This is a genomic window from Bartonella sp. ML70XJBT, from assembly GCF_028618425.1.
In the GTDB taxonomy this organism is placed as follows: Bacteria; Pseudomonadota; Alphaproteobacteria; order Rhizobiales; family Rhizobiaceae; genus Bartonella.
Genome location: NZ_JAQISX010000001.1, coordinates 61,684 through 82,732 on the forward strand (window position 1 = coordinate 61,684; position 21,049 = coordinate 82,732).

At 37.2% G+C, this 21,049-nt stretch carries 15 protein-coding genes; 13 read left to right on the forward strand and 2 right to left on the reverse strand.

Annotation, left to right across the window (positions count from 1 at the left end):
* Positions 1-172: 172 nt before the first annotated feature.
* The 6 genes from lptC to rlmN all read left to right on the forward strand — a co-directional run bounded on the left by lptC (position 173) and on the right by rlmN (position 6,357).
* Positions 173-814 (forward strand): LPS export ABC transporter periplasmic protein LptC, encoded by a 642-nt coding sequence (gene lptC / locus PVV65_RS00280; RefSeq protein WP_273788784.1) that lies wholly within the window; start codon positions 173-175, stop codon positions 812-814.
* Positions 815-919: 105 nt separating this feature from the next.
* Entirely contained in the window at positions 920-1,492 is a 573-nt protein-coding gene (locus PVV65_RS00285) for an LptA/OstA family protein (RefSeq protein ID WP_273788785.1), read from the forward strand.
* 6 nt (positions 1,493-1,498) lie between these two features.
* Positions 1,499-2,293 (forward strand): LPS export ABC transporter ATP-binding protein, encoded by a 795-nt coding sequence (gene lptB, locus PVV65_RS00290; protein WP_273788786.1) that lies wholly within the window; start codon positions 1,499-1,501, stop codon positions 2,291-2,293.
* Between the two features lie 1,101 nt (positions 2,294-3,394).
* A complete protein-coding gene (ptsN, locus tag PVV65_RS00295) occupies positions 3,395-3,859 on the forward strand; it encodes a PTS IIA-like nitrogen regulatory protein PtsN (RefSeq protein ID WP_273753944.1) in 465 nt (154 codons plus the stop codon).
* A gap of 725 nt (positions 3,860-4,584) precedes the next feature.
* Entirely contained in the window at positions 4,585-5,088 is a 504-nt protein-coding gene (locus PVV65_RS00300) for an invasion associated locus B family protein (RefSeq protein WP_273754074.1), read from the forward strand.
* Between the two features lie 42 nt (positions 5,089-5,130).
* Entirely contained in the window at positions 5,131-6,357 is a 1,227-nt protein-coding gene (gene rlmN / locus PVV65_RS00305; RefSeq protein ID WP_273788787.1) for a 23S rRNA (adenine(2503)-C(2))-methyltransferase RlmN, read from the forward strand.
* A gap of 707 nt (positions 6,358-7,064) precedes the next feature.
* Here rlmN and PVV65_RS00310 read toward each other — a convergent pair.
* Positions 7,065-7,706, reverse strand: a complete 642-nt coding sequence (locus PVV65_RS00310; protein ID WP_273753942.1) for a LysE family translocator — start codon at positions 7,704-7,706, stop codon at positions 7,065-7,067.
* A gap of 172 nt (positions 7,707-7,878) precedes the next feature.
* Between PVV65_RS00310 and PVV65_RS00315 the strand changes: the two genes are divergently transcribed.
* From PVV65_RS00315 to trxA, 7 genes are all read left to right on the forward strand, one after another.
* Positions 7,879-9,114, forward strand: a complete 1,236-nt coding sequence (locus PVV65_RS00315) for an argininosuccinate synthase (RefSeq protein ID WP_273753941.1) — start codon at positions 7,879-7,881, stop codon at positions 9,112-9,114.
* Positions 9,115-9,377: 263 nt separating this feature from the next.
* Positions 9,378-9,593: a hypothetical protein gene (locus PVV65_RS00320; protein ID WP_273753940.1), complete on the forward strand. Its 216-nt coding sequence runs from the start codon at positions 9,378-9,380 to the stop codon at positions 9,591-9,593.
* A gap of 137 nt (positions 9,594-9,730) precedes the next feature.
* Positions 9,731-11,392 (forward strand): lysine--tRNA ligase, encoded by a 1,662-nt coding sequence (locus PVV65_RS00325; protein WP_273788788.1) that lies wholly within the window; start codon positions 9,731-9,733, stop codon positions 11,390-11,392.
* A complete protein-coding gene (locus tag PVV65_RS00330; protein WP_273788789.1) occupies positions 11,392-12,966 on the forward strand; it encodes a peptide chain release factor 3 in 1,575 nt (524 codons plus the stop codon). Before PVV65_RS00325 ends, PVV65_RS00330 begins: the two co-directional genes overlap by 1 nt.
* A 309-nt stretch (positions 12,967-13,275) precedes the next feature.
* A complete protein-coding gene (addB, locus tag PVV65_RS00335; RefSeq protein WP_273788790.1) occupies positions 13,276-16,395 on the forward strand; it encodes a double-strand break repair protein AddB in 3,120 nt (1,039 codons plus the stop codon).
* A gap of 2 nt (positions 16,396-16,397) precedes the next feature.
* On the forward strand, positions 16,398-19,874 hold the full coding sequence (addA, locus tag PVV65_RS00340) for a double-strand break repair helicase AddA (protein ID WP_273788791.1): 3,477 nt from the start codon (positions 16,398-16,400) through the stop codon (positions 19,872-19,874).
* A gap of 174 nt (positions 19,875-20,048) precedes the next feature.
* Positions 20,049-20,372 carry a thioredoxin gene (gene trxA, locus PVV65_RS00345; RefSeq protein WP_120121550.1) on the forward strand — a complete coding sequence of 108 codons (324 nt, stop codon included), beginning with the start codon at positions 20,049-20,051 and terminating at the stop codon, positions 20,370-20,372.
* 199 nt (positions 20,373-20,571) lie between these two features.
* Here the strand turns inward: trxA and tsaE are convergent, their stop codons facing one another.
* Entirely contained in the window at positions 20,572-21,039 is a 468-nt protein-coding gene (tsaE, locus tag PVV65_RS00350; RefSeq protein ID WP_273753934.1) for a tRNA (adenosine(37)-N6)-threonylcarbamoyltransferase complex ATPase subunit type 1 TsaE, read from the reverse strand.
* Between the last annotated feature and the right edge of the window lie 10 nt (positions 21,040-21,049).

Here is a 21,049-nt window from a genome sequence, read left to right on the forward strand (position 1 = left end):
TCACACAAAAAATTTTTTTATAATTGTGCACTTCATGCATATTACAATATATAAACGGATAAAAGCAAAATAAAACCAAGAAAAAACAAATTTCAAGAAACAAAATTTGAAAATACCTCTCATAAAGGTTATACAGATTAAAAATGTGGAATATTTAAGAGATTAGGAGAGTATGTCCGTACACAATCATTATGAAGTCTTTTCAACGCAATCATCAGTTGGAGATGTTTTTAAAAAGGCATCTCGTCATTCGCGTCGCATTAGCCTATTAAAATTTTTTTTACCCCTCTTAGCGTTAGTTTTAGCGCTGGTTTTTTGCTGGTTTACGTTTTTCTTGGTTCCCGTTACTTCTGATCCTATGCCTTTGAATAATGAAGAGAATGGAGTGAGCAACTTGACAATACTCAATCCAAAATTAGAAGGTTATACGCGTACTCATGAACCTTATTGGCTTAAAGCAGAAAAGGCATTTCAAGATCAAACGCGCTCTGGAATAATTGGATTACAAAATATTACAGCGAAAGCATCTATGGGCCAACAAAGACAAGTTTTTCTTGCTGCACAAGGGGGTGTTTACGATAACATTCATGGTTTTTTACAATTGGATAAGCCATTCACCATTACGACGAATGATGGGATGATGGCACAATTTATGTCGGCTAATATTAATTTATCTGAGGGACAGTTAAAAACAGATCAACGCGTTGATATTCAGCGAGCCGGTTTTCATCTTGCAGCCAATGCCTTACAAATTCGAGAAAAAGGAAAAAACATGTATTTCCATGGTGGTGTGCATTTAGTGCTTCAAAAGTAATGACGCAATATCAATAGGAATCTTTAAGGGATATTTAATAAAGAGAATTCATGTATAACAAACAGAAGAATTGAAAGAATGAGATCATACAAAAGATGGATAGGTATGACGTTGGCTTTTAGCATGGGAATGTTAGGAGGAGGAACGGTTTTAGGATATGCTGAAGGGACCCATTTGGGGATAAGTCTATCAAACGACAAAGAGCCTGTAGAACTTCATGCAGATTCTTTAGAAATACGTGATAAAGAAGGGATGGCACTTTTTAAGGGTGATGTTTCAGTGGTGCAAGGTGAACGTTTTTTACGGACAGAAAAATTAATTGTTTATTACGATAAAGCCCATAAAGAAGCGAATAGAAACAAGGAAGATACGGAGGCATCATCTTTTACTTTGTTTGGTTCGTCGGGTATACAAAAAATGGAAGCCTTAGGAAAAGTCTATATAAAAATAGCGACGCAAATTGCTACGGGGGATAAAGGCGTTTTTGATGGAAAATCAAAAATGATGAGCTTGACAGGGAACCATGTTGTATTAACAGATGGTGACAATGTGGCAACAGGATGTAAATTAACGGCAAATATGGAAAGCGGAAGGGCTTTTTTAGAAGGTTGTGAGACGACTAAGAAAAAAGGTCGCGTTTCTATTATTTTTAAACAAAGTCAACAAAATGGCCATTAAGGTTTTATGTTTGGAATCAAAAGAAAAAAACAAACTGATCAGCATGATCTTGTAAGTGAAGCTTCAAAAAAGCGCTTAAAAGGGACTTTGATTGCCAGTCATTTGATTAAAGTTTATCGAGGAAGACCAACAGTTAATGGCGTTTCTTTTGGCATTCGTACGGGAGAAGCAGTTGGCATTTTAGGTCCTAATGGGGCAGGTAAAACAACTTGTTTTTATATGGTTACAGGGCTCATAAAATCTGATGGAGGATCCATTAAAATTGATGGATTTGATATTACGCATCTTCCGATGTATCGACGGGCGCGTTTAGGTATTGGGTATCTTCCCCAAGAAGCATCTATTTTTCGTGGTCTTTCAGTAGAAAATAATATTAAAGCTGTTTTAGAAGTCGTTGAAAAAGATCGTCTTAAACAGCGTGAAGAGCTTGATAGTCTTTTACATGAATTTAAAATTGACCATTTACGTAAAATGCCTGCAGTTTCGTTATCTGGGGGTGAACGTCGACGACTTGAAATTGCGCGTGCTTTAGCTTCTCGTCCTCATTTTATGTTACTTGATGAACCATTTGCGGGGATTGATCCTATCGCTATTTTTGATATTCAACAACTTATTCGTCATTTAACGAGGCGTGGCATCGGTGTTTTAATAACAGATCATAATGTACGCGAGACACTGGGGCTCGTCGACCGTGCTTATATTATTCACACCGGCAAAGTGTTAGTTCATGGTCGTCCTAATGATATTATCAACAACGTTGATGTTCGCAGAATTTATTTGGGACATCAGTTTTCTCTATGATTTTACAGCTTTCATACGGTTCTATTTAAGTTTAATAGAAACAACTAGTCGTCACAAACACCTTTCAAAGGAGATAGATTAAGGTTTCGTTGTAATTATTAGTAAAGCATATTATTAATATATATTTTTATTAGAGAAACAAATGAAATTATTACTTTATTGTAGAAACGATGATAATTTTATCAACGGCTTGTAAAGCAATAAAAGAATACGACTTTAGGATAAAGTTTTTTAATTGAGGTGTGCAATAGGATTTTCTCTGGTAGCTGTATTCATTACATTATTATTGAAAATCTCCTTATTTATGCCAAAACTTCTTTTATGAATGTAATCTAAAAAAATTTTTATTGAGTGGAGCAAAAGGCTTCATCACTATAAGGTGAATTTATTGTTTTATTGGTTGAGCTTACTCATAATTGTGTCATAGAAAAGATATCATTAGATTAACTTGATAATAAGTGATAAATGAGGCTGTAAATAAATGCATGTGTTATTGAAAGGTAAGAGATATTCATCGCATTTTTTCTGTCAAATCAAAGAATATGTTGATGATGCTGTTTTGGGTATTTTGATTGGAGCATCCATCCGTTATATATTGCGTTTATTTAATAGGGATTGTCGTGTTTTATTGGTTTGTATGGCGCATTTAAAATAGGAGCAAAACGCCTTTGGGTTCTTGTTATAAGGCTTTGTTTAAGATATACAGTAATTTCCAAACCAAAGGTCTGTTTTGCTTAATATGCTTCTCATTCTATTAAGGGCTTATTTTTAAAGAAAGAAAAAAATCTAATGGGGAGTTATACATTAACTCTTGTGACAAGTTTAATAAATTTATAAATAATGCCCTTTTCTAGGGTCTTAAGGAAATTAATTTTATGAACAACTTCATTTCTTTTTTTCTTTTCTCATGCTGTTAATGAGGAGCTAAACACTATTTATTGTTCTGTTAAAAGTGATATGAGACGTATTAAGCCTTCACCCATTATAAATTGAAAAATAAAAACACATGCGATGTTGTGAAAAGTGAAAGAGCTTTAAGGTTCGATATCGTTTATAGGGTTTATTAGTGAGCATTTGAGCGTGTAAGAGGAAAATTAAAGGATGAATTTGAGTGAGTTAATAACACCGGAAGCAATTATTCCGGCTCTTAAGGCTAATTCGAAAAAACAAGTTCTGCAAATTTTAGCCGAAAAAGCGTCTCAACTGACAGGTCTTAGTGAGCATGTAATTTTTGATATTGTTTTGCAACGCGAGAAACTTGGTTCAACGGGGCTGGGTGGTGGTATTGCGATTCCTCATGGAAAATTACCTGATATTAATCGGATTATTGGTATATTTGCACGTCTTGAAAGTCCTGTTGATTTTGAAGCTCTCGATGACGAGCCTATAGACCTTGTTTTTCTTCTTTTGGCACCTGAAAATGCGGGTGCAGATCACTTAAAAGCTTTATCACAGATTGCACGCGTTTTGCGTCATGCTGATGTTGTGCAAAAATTGCGCAATACACACAATGCCAATGCACTTTATGCTTTATTGATTCAAACTTCAGAATCAAATGCAGCTTAAAAAAGATTATAAGTGTATAAATTGTGAAGGGTACATCATAGAACTTAGAAATAATATAATTAGTATCTTAAAGAGCTGATAGTAGAAGGTTACGTTATACGATTCGCTATTGAGACGGAATTTAAGGCTTTTCTGTTTCGTAATTTAATATATTGATAATATTTGGTTATTCTTGAGAGATATTTTTAAGATTATGACAAGATGATGTCAGGACGATATTGAATACGACGTATGAATACACTATAATAATTGGAAGGTGGAGTATCTTACAGATACGCGTCTATTGAATGTGTAGAGTTGAGAAATGATATTCTCAAGGCTGTGATGCGATGCTATGAAATTTTTGAGGGAGGGTTTATTTTCAAAGTTTTGCAGCAGATTGTTTGTGGTGTAAAGAGTATGGTTTATTTCTCTGCAGAGTGGTGGTATATTTTCATCTTGTTTTGAAATCCTGTTGCTTAAAGGAATTATTTTTTATTAAAAAACGAAATGGGCAGTATGAAATCAAAAATATTGTTTTTTAATGTGATTATTAAATAAAAAGTTCATATTTTGGTAACGACTAAAAGGTCACAATGGAGCGTAAAATCTGTTTTGATTACTTTGGAAATATTTCCTTTATTGAAGGAATTAGGATAATTACACATGAGTATCGAGGAGTTTTTGTTTGAACTTTTCCAATGAAGAGAATCTTGTTAAAGACTAAAGAAGTGAGCTAAATGAAGATGTTTGAAAAAACTGTTATCGCTGCATCTGTAATGGTTCTTATTACAGGTGGGATCGCATGTGCACAAACGCCAAGCCGTTTAAACCAATTTGAAGCGTGGGGAGCCTATTCTTATAAATCGTCCCAAAATACGATTTGCTATGTGTTATCTGTTCCTTTGAAGGCTCTTCCAACAACGGTTAATCATGGTGATAATTTTTTCTTAGTTACCAAGCGTTCTTTGTCACCTGTTTCGTTTGAACCGCAGTTTATGGCTGGTTATACGCTTCAAGAAGGGTCGAAAGTGACAGTAACCATTGGAGGCAAGGACTTTGATTTTTTCACGAAGGATTCCTCAGCTTGGTTGGCATCATCAGAGCAGGAAAAGCAGCTTGTTTCTGCTATGCGTGCTGGAAACAATATGACAGTGAAAGCAATATCAAAACGAGGAACGCATACGACCTATACTTATTCCTTAAAAGGGGTCACTGCTGCATTAAATATGGCTCAAAAGTGCCATTAAAGTTTTGATAACTTCTACAAGAGTGATGTAAATTGGAAAGCAATGGCTATTTCCTATGACCTTAGGCCTGTTGGTTCATGTTTAGCACAAAAAACAGATAATGTGGTGGTAAAGGAGAGTTCTAAGCTCTCTTTAATTGGACTATCACAAGATGAAATAGTGCAAACTTTAAAGACACTTGGTATACCAGAGCGTCAAACGCGTATGCGTGCACGTCAGCTTTGGCATTGGCTTTATGTCCGTGGCGTTTCAAATTTTGATGAAATGCTAAATATTTCAAAAGCAATGCAGGAAACACTTAAACGTTATTTTTCCATTGCTCGTCCGGAGATTGTTGGAGAACAAGTATCAAAGGATGGTACACGTAAATGGCTCTTACGTTTTCCAGCCCGTGGGGCTGGAAAGCCTGTTGAAATTGAAACGGTTTATATTCCTGAAGAAGGGCGAGGTACTTTATGTCTTTCATCGCAAGTTGGATGTACGTTAACCTGCTCTTTTTGTCATACAGGAACGCAGATGCTTGTTCGCAATCTGACGGCGGAAGAAATTTTGGCACAATTATTAGTCGCACGTGATTGTTTGGGTGATTTTCCTGATAAGGATACGCCTGATGGTGCAATTATTCCTGTTGAAGGGCGCAAAATTACCAATATTGTTATGATGGGAATGGGAGAACCTCTTTATAATTTTGAAGCTGTAAAAAAAGCTTTATTGATTGCTTCTGATGGCGATGGACTTTCTTTATCAAAACGTCGGATTACGCTTTCAACCAGTGGAGTTGTTCCTGGAATTATTCGAACTGGGGAAGAAATTGGTGTGATGTTAGCAATTTCATTGCACGCCGTACACGATACACTAAGGGATATGCTTGTTCCTATTAATAAAAAATATCCGCTTGCTCTGCTCATGGATGCTTGCCGTAATTATCCTGGTCTGTCTAATGCAAAACGAATTACATTTGAATATGTTATGCTGAAAGATATCAATGATAGTTTAGATGATGCTAAGCGATTAATACAGTTGCTAAAAGGTATTCCAGCAAAGATCAATTTAATCCCTTTTAATCCGTGGCCAGGGAGTAATTATCAATGTTCTGATTGGGAGCAAATCGAGCGTTTTGCTGATATTGTTAATCAAGCGGGCTATGCTTCTCCTATTCGGGTACCGCGTGGACGCGATATTTTAGCTGCATGTGGACAGCTTAAATCGGCTTCAGAGCGCTTACGAAAATCTGAACGTTTGAAACTTGAAAATGCCATTGGTCATTAGTTAACGCAATTTTTAGTGCTATAAAGCTTGAATTTTTTTCTGTAAATCAACTCTCTCATATAGAGGCATGTATGAGACAGGGATTAAGATGAATAGTCTTCGCTTTATAAGTTCAATAGGGGGAAAGATATTGTATAAAGTCTGTTTGCGTAATCTCTGAAATGAGGAGGCGGCCTAATTTAGAGGAAAATTTCAAGAGCCACTCATTTCCACCTCATTTCACATTTTTTACTTTGGTTTTATGATTTTTAAAAGCATCGACTGTAATAAATTTTAAAGAGTGGAGATATATATATATCCTGATGCTTTTGTTTATTACGTTCTTTAGCAAGATTGCGCTTTACATATAAACGGCATGTCTAAAATGTAAATACTTCTTACCATAAATATCATTGTTACCCATTGACATGTTTTAAAAAAAGCATTTCTTCATGCACTCTCCATCTCACGACAACGACTGTGAAAACTATAGCAAAAAAGCTTCTGTGAAATATATGATACCATCCATATTTTTAGGTTTCATCCTAGGTGTGTAAGGTTAGTACGAGCATTCAAATTTTTAGCTACACGACAATTCCAGCTTTTTTTGTGATGTACAAGAGAATAAAGCTATTCTTTAATTCAATATAGACAGATTTAAAATGAGAGCGTTTCACAATATATAGAGTTCTCATTTAAATTAAGAATGATAAATTACACCTTATAAATCAATTTTTTGTAACGATAAGAAGATGGAGAGCAAAACTGGTAAAAGTACCAGCAATAAGCCAGTCGAGAAAGCGAATATAAAGAGGGTTTTGTTTAAGGGTTTTGGTAAGTTTATGCGCTGTAAAAACAACAGAAATTGTAATAGGGAAAGAAATAGGAATGTAAGAGAGTCCTAAAAAAAGTAACTTTTGTGTTGCCATAGGATCATTCTCATTAATAAATTGTGGTAAGAATGTTGCGTTAAAGAGTATGACTTTAGGATTGAGAAGATTAATTCCAATACCAGCAAGATAGTTACGTTTAGAGCTTTGAGATTTAGAAGGTGTTTGTTCAAAGAAAAATGTCGGTTTTCTCCGTAAAGCTTGGAAGGAAAACCATAAAAGATAAAAGGCACCAACAATTTTCAGAAGAACAAAAGTGTGTGGCGCAGCAAAAATAAGTGCTGACAAGCCAAGTGCTACAGCAATAACTTGAATAGCAAATCCTGTTGCGCTTCCTAAGGCACACATAATTCCAGCTTTTTTGCTTTGTGTAATGGTTCTTCCTACGGAAAGCATCATGTCTGGTCCTGGGATAAGCGCTAAAATCAATGATGCTAAAGCAAATTGTACAATAATAGACCACTCCGGTAGAAATGACACCTAAATCTCCTCTTATTTTTAAGTAGTGTTCACGCTATTTATCGTCCGAAGCGCCCTTATTTACGCTTTTTGAGTCTTTTTAATGTTGCTTGAAAAAATTTATTTTTATACTTCTTAGATTGTTTAAATTTTTAGGAAAAAATGAAAGAAGCAGCTCACATGGGATTTTAAAATGAAAAAGTGGCAAAATACTAGAAAAGTTGTTTTAGCTTATTCAGGGGGGCTGGATACGTCAATTATTCTCAAATGGTTGCAAACTAAACTAGGCGTTGAAGTTGTAACTTTTACAGCAGATTTAGGGCAGGGAGAAGAGCTAGAGTTTGCTCGTCATAAAGCTGAAACGTTAGGTGTTAAAGAAATCTATATTGAAGATTTGCGTGAAGAATTTGTGCGTGATTTTGTCTTTCCGATGTTTCGAGCCAATACGGTTTATGAGGGGAGTTATCTTTTAGGAACATCAATTGCACGTCCACTTATTTCAAAACGTTTAATTGAAATTGCTAAGGAAACAGGAGCAGATGCAATTGCTCATGGAGCGACAGGAAAAGGCAATGATCAGGTACGCTTTGAGCTTTCCGCTTATGCACTTAATCCCGATATAAAGATTATTGCTCCATGGCGTGATTGGGATTTTAAGAGTCGGACAGATCTAATTGAATTTGCACGTACATATCAAATTCCTGTAGAAAAAGATAAGCAAGGTGAAGCACCTTTTTCAGTGGATGCAAATTTATTGCATTCCTCATCAGAAGGAAAGATATTGGAGAATCCAGCTCTTTCTGCTCCTGAATATGTCCATATGCGTACTCTTTCGCCGGAAGATGCTCCCGATCAAGCAACCAGAATCACGCTTGGTTTTAAAAAAGGCGATGCTGTTTCAATCAATGGAGAAAATTTATCGCCTGCAACTTTACTTACAGAATTAAATCATTATGGGCGCAATAATGGTATTGGTCGGTTAGATTTAGTAGAAAATCGCTTTGTCGGTATGAAGTCACGGGGTATTTATGAAACCCCAGGGGGGACCATTCTTTTGACAGCACATAGGGCTATGGAATCTTTAACGTTAGATCGTGGTGCAGCTCATTTAAAAGATGAATTGATGCCACGTTATGCAGAACTCATTTATTATGGCTTTTGGTTTTCACCTGAACGCAAGATGTTGCAGGCAGCGATTGATTTATCTCAAGAACATGTTGAAGGTGAAGTTACGTTAAAGCTCTATAAAGGAAATGTGATTGTTGAAGGACGCCAAAGTAAAAAGTCGCTTTATTCGAGTGAGTTAGTAACCTTCGAGGATGATAAAGGCGCTTATAATCAAAAAGATGCAACGGGTTTTATTAAATTAAATGCTCTGCGTTTACGTACATTAGCCATGCAGCATCAAGGTGATAAAGAAAAGAAATAAAAGATTTTTTTGACAAGTATCATGTGGGGCAGTGCTTTTGTATGAAACAATTTATTGAAGTATTTTTGTCTATTAGTTTTTTACAGTTCTTTCGTTCACTATTAGAGATTTCATTTTTATGATTTATCATATTGTTTTATATGATAATTTATCTTTTTTCTATTGAATTAAAATCTTGAAGACTCTAAAATTTTCTCATTTCAAATGTCTATCATATAGAATCAATCAAAATCATTTTTTTGCACATTATAAGCTGATGAGTCATGTGGATAAAAACTGTACAAGAAAGGCATATCTTTTATGAATCATCTCAAGCGCCAAGAATTGTAGCAACATTAGGGAGCAAAGTTTGTGATGATGTTGGTCCACTCATCAGTATAATAAGCGCGCCTCATGATAAGAGCAATGAAAGCTTTGATAAGCAAAACAAGATACTTTTGCTTTATAATATTGAATGTTTTTTATTTTTATCAAAATAAAATATGTTTACAGCGCGGTTTGTTTTTATATTGTGAGTATAAAGAAATTTCCAAATTTTTGCTTGCTATTATTGACGAATAAATTCAAGAACCATACACCCTAATTTGAAAAGAATATAATTTTTAGGATAAAGATAATGATGCGTGATCAGTGTGATGCCCTTAGCCTTACGCCAGAATTAAGAGATGCAGCTTCTCAATCGAGAGCTTGGCCCTTTGAAGAAGCACGTAAGATTATCAAACGCTATGAAAAAACAGGTTATCCAGAAAGTATAATATTTGAAACGGGCTATGGACCTTCTGGTTTGCCGCATATTGGCACTTTTGGGGAGGTAGCGCGTACCACTATGGTGCGTCATGCTTTTCATATTCTCACAGAGAATAAAGTGAAAACAAAATTGCTTTGTTTTTCTGATGATATGGATGGTTTGCGCAAGGTTCCAGATAATGTACCTGATCGTGAGAAGATGGAAAGCTATCTTGGTCAACCGTTGAGTTGTGTCCCTGATCCTTTTGGAGATGACTATCCTTCTTTTGGAGCGGCAAATAATGCACGTTTACGGGCTTTTCTTGATCGTTTTGGTTTTGATTATGAATTTGCAAGTGCTACGGATTATTACAGTTCCGGCCGTTTTGATGAAACACTTTTAAAAATCCTTGCCTGTTATGACAAGGTGATGGCAATTATTTTACCAACGTTGGGTGAAGAACGACAAGCAACTTATTCTCTCTTTTTACCGATTTCTCCCTTTTCTGGAAAAGTATTACAAGTACCGATGATTGCGCGTAATGTTGAAAAAGGAACGGTTACTTATATCGAACCTGAAACAGGAGAAACTATAGAAACGGAGGTTACAGGGGGCAAGGTCAAGTGTCAGTGGAAGGTGGATTGGGCAATGCGTTGGACAGCGCTTGGCATTGATTATGAAATGGCAGGAAAAGATCTTATCGATTCCACAAATCTTTCTTCGAAAATTTGTAAAGTATTGGGTGGGAAGCCTCCAGAAGGATTTAACTATGAGCTCTTTTTGGATGAAAAGGGTCAGAAAATTTCCAAATCCAAGGGAAATGGTTTAACCATTGATGAATGGCTTACTTACGCCCCAACGGAGAGCTTAGGGCTTTATATGTTTTCAAAGCCCAAAACAGCCAAAAGGCTTTATTTTGATGTTATTCCCAAAGTTGTGGATGAGTATTATGCACATCTTTCAGCCTATAGTCGTCAAAGTTGGCAAGAACGGCTTAATAATCCAGTATGGCATATCCATAATGGTTGTCCTCCACAGGTTGATTTACCGGTACCCTTTGCCCTTCTGTTGAATTTAGTAAGTGCTTCAAATGCAGAAAATAAAGAGGTTCTCTGGGGGTTTATTTCTCGCTATGCTCAAGGAGCCAATGCGCAAACTTATCCAGAACTTGATCAATTAGTGCAATTTGCTCTGAAATATTTTGATGTTTTTGTTAAACCTAACAAAAAATTTCGAATGGCAGATGATAATGAACGGGCAACATTAGCGCAAATTGATGCAAAATTAGCCAGTTTGCCTGAAACTGCTGATAGCAATATGATTCAAAATGCACTTCTTGATGTTGCACGTTTAATAGAATGCTATCAAGATCATAACAAAAAAAGCCCTGAAGGGGGTCCTGGTGTTTCAAATGTCTTTTTTCAAATGATCTATGAAGTCCTTTTAGGGCAAGAAAGAGGACCACGATTGGGATCATTTATTGCTTTGTATGGAATTAATGAAATGCGTGCATTGATTGCTGAAGCGCTTGCGCGGCCTGTGGTGGAATAATGGAAAAGCGCGTACAAGAAGTAAAACGGCGTCGCACATTTGCAATTATCGCCCATCCAGATGCGGGAAAAACAACACTAACAGAAAAGCTGTTATTATTTGGTGGAGCTATTCAGCTTGCTGGTGAGGTCAAAGCGAAAAAAGACCGGATTCAAACCCGTTCTGATTGGATGCATATTGAACGTGATCGGGGTATTTCAGTTGTAACATCGGTGATGACATTTGAATATGCAGACCATATTTTTAATCTGTTAGACACTCCAGGCCACGAGGATTTTGCTGACGATACTTATCGTACTCTTACAGCCGTTGATAGTGCTATTATGGTGCTGGATGGTGCACGCGGAATTGAGCCTAGAACACTGAAATTATTTGAAGTGTGTCGCATGCGGGATATTCCTATAGTGACTTTTATCAACAAGATGGACCGTGAGGCACGTGATCCTATAGAGCTGTTAGATGAGATTGAAGAAAAGCTTGCCCTTGATACTGCACCAATAACTTGGCCGATTGGTACGGGAAAAGATTTTGTAGGAACATTTGATCTTCATCATAATAGGTTTCGTCAAAAAGATGATGAAGTAACACAACAGACAGTTTCTAAGCTTGATGAGGTTGCAAATCTGCTTCCTGAGTATCAGCGTTCACATTTTATCGAAGGTGTAGAGCTTGCACGAAGTGCTTGCAAAAATTTTGATCTTCAATCTTTCCGCGAAGGGCATATGACACCGGTTTATTTTGGTTCGGCTTTACGAAATTTTGGTGTTCGTGATTTGATTAATGCGCTTGTTGATTTTGGTCAAAGTCCTCGTGATCAGGATGCAGATCAACGCAATATTATTGCAACGGAAGCTAAAATGACAGGGTTTGTTTTTAAAATTCAAGCGAATATGGACCCTAATCACCGTGATCGTATTGCATTTTTTCGGGTCTGTTCTGGAACACTTGAACGTGGCATGAAGACAAAGTTAGTCCGAACAGGAAAACCAATGACACTTTCAGCACCACAATTTTTCTTTGCGCGTTCACGGCAAATTGCTGATCAAGCCTATGCTGGTGATATTGTAGGAATTCCTAATCATGGCACATTACGTATAGGTGATACTTTGACAGAAGGAGAAGATATCCTCTTTAAGGGAGTACCCAATTTTGCACCGGAAATTTTGCGTCGTGTTAGTTTGGGCGATCCAATGAAAGCAAAAAAACTTAAAGAGGCTTTGCAACAAATGGCAGAAGAAGGGGTTGTTCAATTATTTATTCCTGATGATGGGTCACCCTCGTTGATTGGTGTGATTGGTGCTTTGCAGATTGATGTTCTCAAAGAACGGCTTAAAATAGAATATGGTTTACCCGTCAATTTTGAACCAGCACGTTTTAATATATGCCGTTGGATTTCGGCAGAGAATAAAGATGAGTTGCAAAAGTTTCTTAGCAATCACCGCTCCGCTATTGCGTATGATCTAGAGGGTGAGCCAGTTTTTTTAGCAGAGAACCATTTTTCACTAAATTATGAGGCAGAAAGAGCTCCTAAAATAAAATTTTCCACTGTTAGAGATTATCAAATGCGCGCTTAATATAAAGAAGAATCTATTATAAACAATTTAGTTGGTAATCATTTTTCATGTTGAGTTGGAGTATTTTTTTATAGTGCTTATGTGATTTAGAAAACAAGCTGTCAGCAATTCTTTGTTGAAACATATCAAAAAAAACTTTGATATATTTTTTCACGATAGCTTAAGATATTGAGTGTCTTTCAATCTTTTTTAATCTAAGCTGAAAATTTCCTGTATAAATATAGTTTTTCCTTGTATGAGAATAGTATACAGTCAAAATAATACAAATAATCAATAAGATGGAATTTGTTATCCCAAATATGATATTATATGACCTATAAACCACATGTTTTTTCTATTTCTTCTGGAACAGCTTTTTTGCCTCACTTTGTTGATGCATTGCTCTCTGGTACCCTTATTGATAATTTTGCTCTCAATGGAGATATTCAAACGGCTCTTGCCGATAGCCTTATTTATGTTCCGACACGTCGTGCGGCTCGCGCTTTGCGCTTAGCCTTTGTTGAAAGAAGCGATACACAATCAACTTTCTTGCCAACCATTCGTGCTCTAGGAGATCTCGATGAAGATAGTTTTCTTTTTGTTGAAAATCATACCAGCGCTCTCGATCCACCCATTGGAGAAAGTGAACGCTTGCTGCTTTTAGCGCGTCTTATTCGTCCATGGCGTGAAAATTTGCCTGCGCATCTGCGTGCCATGTTTGGTACGGAAGATGTGCTTATTCCGGCTCATAGTGCCGATGCACTTTGGCTTGCTCAAGATTTAGCACATTTGATGGATGAAATTGAAACAGAAGGAGCAGACTGGTCAAAACTTAAAGATATTGCCCCTGATATGGTCGCTGAATGGTGGCAAATAACGCTCGATTTTTTAACGATTGTGACAAAAAATTGGCCACAAATCTTAAAAGAAAGAAAACGGAGCAATCCCGCTGAATGGCGTAATCAAGCACTTAAAATGCATGCAGAGACTTTACGACGCGCACAATCTGATAAACCGATCATTGCGGCTGGTGTGTCAGGTTCTATGCCCGCAGTTTCTCATCTTTTAAAAGTTATAGCCTCTCTACCAAAAGGAGCTGTTGTTCTTCCGGGTCTTGATTTTCATATGGATGAAGAACAATGGAATGCACTTGGCGCAAGCAATAAAGAAAAAACAGCGTGTATTTCTTTTGATCATGCAGAAAATATTTTTAGCCATCCTCAATATCATTTAAAAAAACTTCTAACTCTCATGGAGTATCAACGTGATCATGTTTGTGAAATTGGCCAACAGAGCACAATAAAGAAAAGGCGAATGGCGCTTTTATCAGAAGTATTCCGACCAGCTTCTACAACCGATAAATGGGTACAAATTGTCCGTGATGATTATGAAGAACTTTGTGCAGATTGGTCATTTATTGAAGCTATAAATGAACGTGAGGAAGCTCTGGCTATCGCTGTCGCTTTACGAAAAGCTATTGAAAACCCCAAAAAAACCGCAGCCCTTATTACAAATGACCGTAATTTAGCCCGCCGTGTTGCTGCAGAATTACAGCGATTTGGTATTGAAGCAAATGATTCAGGGGGAATACCACTTGCACAAACATTGCCTGTAACGCTTTTGCGACTGATCTTAGAAAATGTTTTGCAACCTGATGATCCCATTGTTTTTCTTTCTCTTCTTAAACATCCACTGACAACACTCCAACAAAACCGTCATCGCTTACGCGAACTGGCAGAAAATTTTGAACTTTTTGTACTTCGAGGAAATACAGGGCGCATCAATCTTTTTGAATGTGATCAATTCCTTGAAAAATGGATTGAAACATATTCCCATGATCATTCTGAAATGAATGCCCTTGATCAGCAGAAGTTTGAAGAAGCACGTTTTCTGTGTCATCTTTTAAAGAAAGCTGTTGAACCTTTAACCTCTCTCATGAAACAAGAGAAAGAATGCACCGTCAATGAAGCTGTGATAGCAACTGTTGAGGTTTTTGAAAATTTTGGTCGCAATGAGGATAATTCTCTTGCCCATCTTTATCAATACGAAGCAGGACAAGCCCTATCAAATTTTTTGCGTGAATTGGTCAGTGATCAATCAGGATTAACATTTCATCTGAGCGAATGGCCCGCTATGTTTTCTGCATTGATCGCAACGCGTTCCGTCACACCTTCACCTGGAGGACATCCACGTTTATTCATCTGGGGTACTTTGGAATCGCGTTTGCAAACGGTTGATACAGTGGTCATCGGCGGTCTTAATGAAGGTTCATGGCCGATATCAACCCGAAATGATGCTTTTTTATCGCGACCGATGAAAATGATGTTAACTCTGGAACCACCAGAGCAGCGTATTGGTCTTTCTGCGCATGATTTTCAATGGGCTATGGGAATGGATAAAGTGATTATGAGTCGCGCGTTGCGGGTTAATCATACCCCTTCTATTCCCTCACGCTGGCTACAACGTATAGAAACGGTTGTAGGAAAACAGGTTTGGAAAAAAATTCGTGCACGCGGTGAAATACTCCTCTATTGGAGCAAGATGCTTGATTATACAAGCGTAAATTCTGAAGTGAAACGTCCTTGTCCTGTACCACCTCTTGATATGCGTCCGCATCATTTTTCAGTCACTGAAATAGAAACATTGCGGTATGATCCTTATACTATTTATGCCAAAAAAATCTTACGACTCAAACCTCTTAAAGCGTTGATTCATGACCCTAGCGCACCTGAGCGTGGAATACTTTATCACGCTATTCTTGCTGCTTTTTGCACACAAATAAAAAATCCAAATGCTGCAAATGCACTCAATGTTCTGCTTTCTATTGGACGTAAAGAATTTGATAAATTCAATTTTCCACCCGATATTGAAACAGTTTGGTGGAACAGTTTTGAAAATCTTGCTCCATTTCTAATTCAATGGGAACAAAGTTTAGGACCGCGAAAGCGGTATGCTGAAGTGGTCTCACAAAAAATACCGATAGGGACAACAGGAGTAACCCTTTCAGGACGGGCTGATCGCCTTGATGTTTTGCCAGACAAAACGATTGAAATTATAGATTTTAAAACAGGAACCCCTCCTTCATCAAAACAAGTTCGTGAATTATTATTTCCACAATTGGCTTTAGAAGCAGCTTTGCTGATGGAAGGAGCATTTCTAGATTTTCAAGATCTTACTCCCTCAAGTTTGTTTTACGTTCCCCTGAACGGAAAAGGTGAAATTAAATCCCAATCTATTCTTTTAAAGAAAAAAGAGAAAAAAACTTACCTCAGTGCAGTTGATCTTGGTGAAATCGCATGGAAAAATCTTATCGCCCTTATAACGTATTATCAAAATCCACAACAAGGCTATCTCTCACATGCTGTTCCCTTAGAAAAACGATATGAAGGTGATTACGATCATTTGGCAAGGTTGTGGGAATGGTCAATTGGTTTTCATAAAGAAGAGTAATCATGAGTTTTTTTTCTATTCCTGAAGCCGCTCTTGATGCACAAGCAACGGCAACACATCCTCAAAAAAACGTGTGGGTTTCTGCAAATGCTGGATCTGGAAAAACCCACGTTTTAAGTGAACGTGTTATTCGTTTGCTTTTAAATGGTACGCCTCCAGCACGTATTTTATGCCTTACTTATACAAGAGCTGCTGCGGCTGTGATGCAATCACGAATTTTTCGCATACTTTCTAGTTGGAATGAACTCGATGATACACAGTTGCAAGAAACCTTAACACGCTTTGAAAATAAACCTGTCAATGCGCAAAAATTAATTTATGCACGACAACTCTTCGCGCGTGCTCTCGAAACACCTGGTGGTTTGAAAATTCAAACGATTCATGCTTTTTGTGAATCTCTCTTGCATCAATTTATGTTGGAAGCCAATATTGCAGGGCATTTTGAACTCCCCGATGATATCAGTCGCAAAAAATTACGACAAGAATCTCGTCGCCAACTTTTAGCACGTCGTGATGTACAATCTGCTTTGCAACAGTTACTTCAAGTTATTAGCGAACATACTTTTAATCAATTGCTCTATGAAGCCGTTGAAAAGCAACATAAACTCTCTGATTTTTTATCTTCTCTTCTGTCTGAAAATGGAGAAGAAAAATTGCGCACGCTTTTTAACTTAGCGCCTGATGAAACAAATCAATACTTATTAGAACAAATTCAACAAACCGCACGCCTTCCTCTTTATGCTCTTAAACATTGTGAAACCAATGGCAGTCAACGTCTGAAAGATATGGTTAAAAAATTTTCCCAATTGAGAGAGATGCGTGATGAGGCCAATATTATTAATGTTGTCTCTGATATTTATTTTAAAACAAAAGGTGAGCCGTGTAATTTTTCACATTTATTTCGTAAAAAGTCAGATGAAATTTGGCCTTTTATTCAACAAATGCTTGAAGATAAACAAAGCAAGCTTTCTGTTCTTTTAGAAAAATACCAATGCGCAAAGGTTGCTACCATCAATATGGCTGCTTTTCAGCTCTGTGCCATTTATCTCGAAATTTATACGAATCTAAAAAAGGCCAATGGTTTGTTAGACTTTGATGACCTTATTGAGCGTACGCTTCATTTGTTACAGCGCAAAGGTGCAAGCCAATGGGTACATTATAAACTTGATCAGGGGCTTGATCATATTCTACTTGATGAAGCACAAGACACCAACCCTGAGCAGTGGCAAATTATTCAACTGTTGGCGCAAGAATTTTTCTCCGGGTATAGCCAACGAACAAATATACGGACTCTTTTTGCTGTTGGAGATGAAAAGCAATCTATTTATTCTTTTCAAGGTGCTGCTCCAGAAAATTTTGCTGCAAATGGACGAATCATTCAAAAAAAAGCGCAGCAAACAAATCAGCAATTTGAAAAAATACAACTACATTATTCTTTTCGCTCGACAGCAGATGTTCTTAAAAGCGTTGATCTTGTTTTTGAAACACCAGAAAACTATAAAGGACTTTCAGCAGAAAATACAAAAACGGTGCATGAAGCTATTCGTGTTCATAGTCCCGGTGAGGTTGTTATATGGGATGCCATTTCCAAAGAAACAAGCGAATTTCCGCATGATTGGCATTTAAGCGTTGGTCATTTAGATACACCTGAAGTGCGTTTAGCAGAAAAAATTGCTGAAACGATTGCTGGTTGGTTACAAAAAGGCGAAATGCTTCCAGCAAAGGGACGCTTAATACGGGCAAATGATATTATGATCTTGGTCCGTAAACGTGGTAAATTTGTCTCAGCTCTTTCCCGGGCTCTTAAACAGCTTAATATTCCGGTAGCAGGGGCTGATCGTTTACAACTCACCAAACATATTAGTATCCGTGATTTAATGGCGCTTGCACGTTTTGTTTTGCAGCCACAAGATGATCTTTCTCTTGCTTGCGTATTAAAAAGCCCCCTTTTTGCTTTTAGTGAAGAGGAACTCTATCAGCTTGCCGCGCACCGCACCGGCTCTCTTTGGCAAAGCTTATGTACGCACGCATCATTGAAAGCATCTTTAAAAGATGCTTTTGAAAAGCTGAATCATTATCGCGCTTTAGTGGATAAAATACCAGTTTTCGAGTTTTATAGCCATATTTTGAATAATGATAAGGGAAGACAAAAAATTCTGTCTCGTTTAGGATCTGAAGCCAATGATGTGCTCGATGCTTTTATGGATTATACACTTAACATTCAAAAAACAGGATTACCAGGATTACAAGCTTTTTTAGAAACATTAAGTGCAAGCGAACCAGAAATTAAACGTGAATTTGAACAAAACAATGAAGAAATTCGCATCATGACTGTTCATGCTGCAAAAGGACTAGAAGCTGCTGTTGTATTTTTGGTTGATCCTGGTAGTGAGATTTGGCACCCTCAGCATGCGCCTCATTTGCTTAAAGTGTCTTTAGACAATGCACAAGAGAACGGACAACAAGCTTTTGTTTGGCGCCCCAATGAAAAGTTTGATACAAAACTCTCTAAAAAAGCAATTTCACATTTAAAAGAACGTGCTGAAGAAGAGTATAGGCGCCTTCTTTACGTGGGAATGACACGCGCTGAAGATCGTTTATTTGTTTGTGGATATAACGGTAAAAAAACGCTCTCTGATACATGGCTACAACTGGTAAAAAACGCCCTTAAACCCCATGCGGTTGCTATAAAAGGCCCTGCAGAAGATATTTCAGCTTGGCGTTATTGCATTACATCTTCTGCTGCTGCTCCTATAAACCAAGAAGTCGCTTTCGCTGAGAGTCAAACCTTACCACCTTTGCCTGTTTTTTTCTCTCATAAAGTACCAGCAGAACCAATGCTCCCGAAACCGTTAAAACCCTCTCTCGCAAGCCTTTCCATTGAAGCTGATAGAGATCTTTCTTCAAGCCCAAAACAACTTTTCACTTCACCTGTTTTAGGAGAAACAAACACCAATAGAGCTTTTTACATTGAATATGGTCATCTCATTCACCGATTATTACAATATCTACCTGACTGCCCCCCACAAAAACGTCAAGATTATGCTCGAAACTATCTCAATATCAAAGCCTCTCATTGGGAGGAAAGCCAAAGAGAAGATGCTCTTCGCCATGTTTGGAAAATGTTAAATCATGTTTATCTCAAACCCCTCTTCTCTGAGCATTCACGTGCTGAGGTTCCTTTAATGGGTATTGTAAAAATTCGAGGAAAAGAACAAGCAATTTCTGGTCAAATTGACCGTCTCTACATCACGCAAGACAGCATTATCTTTGCTGATTTTAAAACAGGATACCCACCAGAAAATGAAGCTGCTATTGCTCCTCATTATTGGTTGCAAATGGCTCTTTATCGAAAATTATTACAAGCTATTCATCCCGGTAAAGATGTCCAAGCTTTACTTATCTACAGTAAAGAAGCTAAAATTTTTAAACTTCTCCCAGAAAAGCTTGAGGCATTTCTTAATGAAATTGCCTTATAAATTATTTCTTCTCTTCAAAGTATCTTTACGCTTTTTACTTTAATAAAATTGCTCAAATAAACACGCTCCACAATTTTTGGTGCAGAAAACCCCTTTAATAATTTATCTTTGCAATAACTTGATATGAATTGCTATCATACCAATCTATAAAAAGTGAGTATAAAGGATAAATCAATGACGTGTATAAAAGTTGATAAAGACAATTTCGAAAGTGAGGTTCTAACCTCTTCTATCCCTGTTGTGGTTGATTTTTGGGCAGAATGGTGCGGTCCCTGCAAAATGATTGCTCCAATTTTAGATGAAGTTTCAACGGAAATGCAAAATCAAGTTAAAATTGCTAAAGTAAATATTGATGAAAATCCGGAATTGGCGACCCAATATGGAGTACGCTCTATCCCTACATTATTGATGTTTAAAAACGGAAATGTCTCATCAAATATGGTTGGCGCTACCTCTAAAGGACGTCTTTCTGAGTGGATAAAAGATGGGCTTAGTTAATGCCACAATTGTTTTGACATATCTTGAAAACGAGCAATAACGATAAAGGGGAGAAATTTTATCTCTCCTTTTGATTTTTTCAAACATTCTTTTCTAAAATATATTAGTAGTAGAGAGTTAATTAAATCAAAAAGTTAGATGCATTTATTTTAATACTTTTAAGAATCCACGCTGTTATGCATGATTATGTCGATATTTTTTATGGACGAATTGCAAAAGATTGTTGCAAACGTTCAATAGAATGTTGTGCTGATCTCAATGTCACATGACGTCCCTGTGCTTTATATTGTAAGGCGAGTGCAAAAGTGGCAATCTCTAAAAGGTCTGCACTTCTCTCTGGCCATTCAACGAGTAAAATATTTTTCTCACGTGCTTCATGAAGCCCTAATTCATCAATTTCCTCTACCATAGAAAGGCGATAAAGATCAGCATGAATAATTTCAAACTGTGGAAGTTGATAGCTTTGCACAAGAGTAAAAGTAGGGCTTGGAACCTCCATCGTGTCATTGTTTGCAAGCGTTTGGATGATTGTCCGTGCAATGGTTGATTTTCCAGTTCCAAGGTCCCCTTGCAGCGTCACAAGATCCCCCGGCTTTAAAGAAAGGGCTAAATTTTTTGCAAAAATCTTTGTTGCCTCTTCATTTTCAAGAAAAAAATCAAAATTCATTAAGACTTCC

Excerpts from the sequence above, each read along its gene's own strand:
- trxA (WP_120121550.1), top strand. The coding sequence starts at position 20,049 with ATGACGTGTATAAAAGTTGATAAAGACAATTTCGAAAGTGAGGTTCTA.
- PVV65_RS00285 (WP_273788785.1), top strand. The coding sequence starts at position 920 with ATGACGTTGGCTTTTAGCATGGGAATGTTAGGAGGAGGAACGGTTTTA.
- addB (WP_273788790.1), top strand. The coding sequence starts at position 13,276 with ATGACCTATAAACCACATGTTTTTTCTATTTCTTCTGGAACAGCTTTT.
- PVV65_RS00330 (WP_273788789.1), top strand. The coding sequence starts at position 11,392 with ATGGAAAAGCGCGTACAAGAAGTAAAACGGCGTCGCACATTTGCAATT.
- ptsN (WP_273753944.1), top strand. The coding sequence starts at position 3,395 with ATGAATTTGAGTGAGTTAATAACACCGGAAGCAATTATTCCGGCTCTT.
- PVV65_RS00320 (WP_273753940.1), top strand. The coding sequence starts at position 9,378 with ATGTGGATAAAAACTGTACAAGAAAGGCATATCTTTTATGAATCATCT.
- PVV65_RS00300 (WP_273754074.1), top strand. The coding sequence starts at position 4,585 with ATGTTTGAAAAAACTGTTATCGCTGCATCTGTAATGGTTCTTATTACA.
- addA (WP_273788791.1), top strand. The coding sequence starts at position 16,398 with ATGAGTTTTTTTTCTATTCCTGAAGCCGCTCTTGATGCACAAGCAACG.
- lptB (WP_273788786.1), top strand. The coding sequence starts at position 1,499 with ATGTTTGGAATCAAAAGAAAAAAACAAACTGATCAGCATGATCTTGTA.
- PVV65_RS00325 (WP_273788788.1), top strand. The coding sequence starts at position 9,731 with ATGATGCGTGATCAGTGTGATGCCCTTAGCCTTACGCCAGAATTAAGA.
- tsaE (WP_273753934.1), bottom strand. The coding sequence starts at position 21,039 with ATGAATTTTGATTTTTTTCTTGAAAATGAAGAGGCAACAAAGATTTTT.
- lptC (WP_273788784.1), top strand. The coding sequence starts at position 173 with ATGTCCGTACACAATCATTATGAAGTCTTTTCAACGCAATCATCAGTT.
- PVV65_RS00315 (WP_273753941.1), top strand. The coding sequence starts at position 7,879 with ATGAAAAAGTGGCAAAATACTAGAAAAGTTGTTTTAGCTTATTCAGGG.
- rlmN (WP_273788787.1), top strand. The coding sequence starts at position 5,131 with ATGGCTATTTCCTATGACCTTAGGCCTGTTGGTTCATGTTTAGCACAA.